The organism is Ameyamaea chiangmaiensis (assembly GCF_013376175.1).
Lineage (GTDB): Bacteria > Pseudomonadota > Alphaproteobacteria > Acetobacterales > Acetobacteraceae > Ameyamaea > Ameyamaea chiangmaiensis.
In genome coordinates this window covers 1-2,952 of the sequence record NZ_JABXXR010000229.1, presented here as the reverse complement: position 1 = coordinate 2,952, position 2,952 = coordinate 1, and the positions used below count along the sequence as shown (strand labels likewise).

The 2,952-nt window shown below is 66.6% G+C and carries 3 protein-coding genes and 1 pseudogene; all 4 read left to right on the top strand.

The features are described from left to right. The coding region (lptC, locus tag HUK82_RS15610) for an LPS export ABC transporter periplasmic protein LptC (RefSeq protein WP_176614818.1) at positions 1-725 on the top strand (725 nt) is incomplete at its 5' end. Further along, complete coding sequence (locus tag HUK82_RS15605) at positions 722-1,750, top strand: LptA/OstA family protein (RefSeq protein ID WP_176614817.1); 1,029 nt, start codon at positions 722-724, stop codon at positions 1,748-1,750. The genes lptC and HUK82_RS15605, both read left to right, overlap by 4 nt. Before the next feature lie 14 nt (positions 1,751-1,764). Next, positions 1,765-2,535, top strand: a complete 771-nt coding sequence (gene lptB / locus HUK82_RS15600) for an LPS export ABC transporter ATP-binding protein (protein ID WP_176614819.1) — start codon at positions 1,765-1,767, stop codon at positions 2,533-2,535. A 78-nt stretch (positions 2,536-2,613) separates the two neighbouring features. After that, positions 2,614-2,952 (top strand): annotated as a pseudogene (locus tag HUK82_RS17230) (hypothetical protein); the annotation flags it as partial.

Here is a 2,952-nt window from a genome sequence, read left to right as displayed (position 1 = left end):
GCCAGCGCGCGGCCCTTGGCGCGGCGCGTGCCTCGACCCGCGCCATCCCCGGCGAATCCGAGCTCGCCCGGCGGCGGCAGCTGTTGCGCTGGGCGAAGTGGGTGCTGCCGGGCTGCGCGCTGCTCTTGCTGGTGTCGATCGCGGTGTGGCCAGAGATCGATCACCTGATCAATTCGAACCGCATCGCGCTGACGCAGGCCGCGCGCCTGCGCATCCGCAGCGGCAACATGAGCGGGGCGATCTATCGCGGTCTCGATACGCACCAGCGACCCTACATGATTACGGCGGACAGCGCGGTGCAGGTCGATCCCGAACGGGTCGATCTGGTCCGTCCCGTGGCCGACACGCTGCTGTCGGGGCGTGGATGGGTCATGGTCACGGGCGATACAGGCGTGTACATGCAACACGCACAGACGCTGCAACTGACCGGCAACGTCACGCTCTATCGAAACGACGGGATCATCATGTACGGCCCCACCGCTGATATCGACCTCAAACGCGGGATCGTCGCGTCAGACACCTGGGTGCATGCGGAAGGGCCCTTCGGTGTGCTCGACGCGCAGGGGTGGTTCCTGGCGCAACACGAAGGACTGGCGCAATTCCGGGGGCCGGGGCGCCTGATCCTCAATGACGATTCGGGCGCCGACAAGAGTGCGGCGTCGGCCCGTTCGGCCCCCGCGGGGACGACCGTTTCAGGGCCACATTCGACAGGCACCCAGCCATGATCCGCATTCCGGTATTCCCGCCACGGCGCATGGCGCCTCGCACGGTGGCACTTGCGTCGTTGCTGTCAGCCCTGCTGCCTGTCGGCGGCGGCCACGCCCGGGCAGAGGGGATCGACCTGTCGCACGGCGGCCAGATCCAGGTCAGCTCGCTGGGCGGCTTCGACTGGAACCAGAACGACCAGACCGTCACCGCCTACGATCACGCGCAGGCCATCCGCGGCAATGTCACCGTCACGGCCGACCGGCTGATCGCGTTCTATCGCAAGAAGGCCACATCCGGCGCGCCGGCACCCGTACCGCCCGCAGCACCCAAGAGCGGCAGCGACAACGTGATGGGCGGCGACGATTCCGGCTCGAACGAGATCTATCGTCTGCAGGCCATCGGGCACGTCCATATCTTTACCGACACCGACCAGGCCTGGGGCGACAAGGCGGTCTATGACATGGACCAGGCGACGCTGCTGATGACCGGCTCGGCCATGAAGGTCACGACGCCCAACGACGTGATGACCGCGCGCGACGTGATGGAATACCACTCCCAGACCCACATCTCGATCGGGCGGGGGAACGCCACCGTCACCACCAATGACGGACGACGCGTGAACGCGGACGTTCTGGTCGCCTACAGCAAGCCGTCGGACACCACGACGCCCAACGCCACCAACCCCGCGCCGCCAGTGGGCACCGACCCGAGCAAGACGGGCGATCCGCTGAACAACGGGTCGACCAAGCTGGAAAAGGTCAACGCGTTCGGCCATGTCATGGTCCGCACGCAGACCGAGACGGTGACCGGCGACCGGGGGGTTTATGTGCCCGACACCGGCATGGCCCGGATCGTCGGACGGGTGAAGATCACGCGTGGCGCGAACCAGCTTAACGGTTCGGCGGCGATCGTGAACATGCACACCGGTCTGGCGACCATGACGCAGGACCCGGGCACGCGTGTTCAGGGACTGGTGGTGCCGAACGAGGCGAATTCCAAGCCCGCGCCGACCGGCCCGGCCCAGCAGGGAGGCGCCCCATGAACGACGATACCGTGATGACCGAGGCCGTGGTGCCATCGGGGATCGCACCCGCTCCGGCGCATCCCGAGGGGCTGTATGCGCGCGGAATCGGCAAGACTTACAAGAAACGCGCCGTGGTCCAGAACGTGTCGCTGGAGGTGCATCGCGGCGAGGCCGTGGGCCTGCTGGGCCCGAACGGCGCGGGCAAGACGACCAGCTTTTACATGATCGTGGGCCTCGTCCAGCCGGACACGGGGACGATCACGCTGGACGGCGCCAACATCACGCAACTGCCGATGTATCGGCGGGCGCGGCTGGGAATTGGCTATCTGCCGCAGGAAGCCAGCATCTTCCGTGGCCTGAACGTCGAACAGAACATTCTGGCCGCGCTGGAAGTCGTCGAGCCCGATCCCGAACGACGCGAGGCTATGCTGGACGGCCTGCTGGGCGAATTCGGCATTACGCATTTGCGGCGCTCCCCCTCGCTTGCCCTGTCGGGTGGCGAGCGTCGACGGCTGGAAATCGCGCGCGCGCTGGCCAGCCAGCCGCACTACATCCTGCTCGACGAACCACTGGCCGGTATCGACCCGATCGCGGTGGGTGAAATCCGCGATCTTGTGTCGCATCTGAAGGATCGGGGCATCGGCGTGCTGATCACAGATCACAACGTACGCGAGACGCTGGAAGTCATCGACCGTGCCTATATCATGCACGGCGGTCAGGTCCTGATGGAAGGCACGCCGGACGAGATCGTGGCCCATGAGGATGTGCGCCGCGTCTATCTGGGCGAGAATTTCTCGCTCTGACATCCGTGTCCGGGCGTTAGCGTCCGGACGTGGGTGTTGACAGCGGTTCCGGCGGTTTCGGTGGCAGGCGGCCAGTCCATGACACTTGCGCCCAAGCTTCAGCTCAGACAGGCGCAGACACTTGCCCTGACGCCGCAGTTGCGTCAGTCGATCGCGCTGCTGCAGTTCAGCACGCTTGACGCCGCGGCCTTCGTGGAAGGCGAACTCGAACGCAATCCGCTGCTGGAACGCGTGGACGGCCACGAGACCCACGCCCGGGATCAGGTCTCGGACAGGGCCGCGATCCGACAGCTTTACCCCTCCCCCCTTCCAACGCCGCGTTCGCGGACGTTGCCGGTGGCCGCATCGGGCCATCGCCCGGTCGTGGCGGACGGCCCCGGGCTTCTGCACCGGCTGGCCAGCCAGCTACGGCTGTCG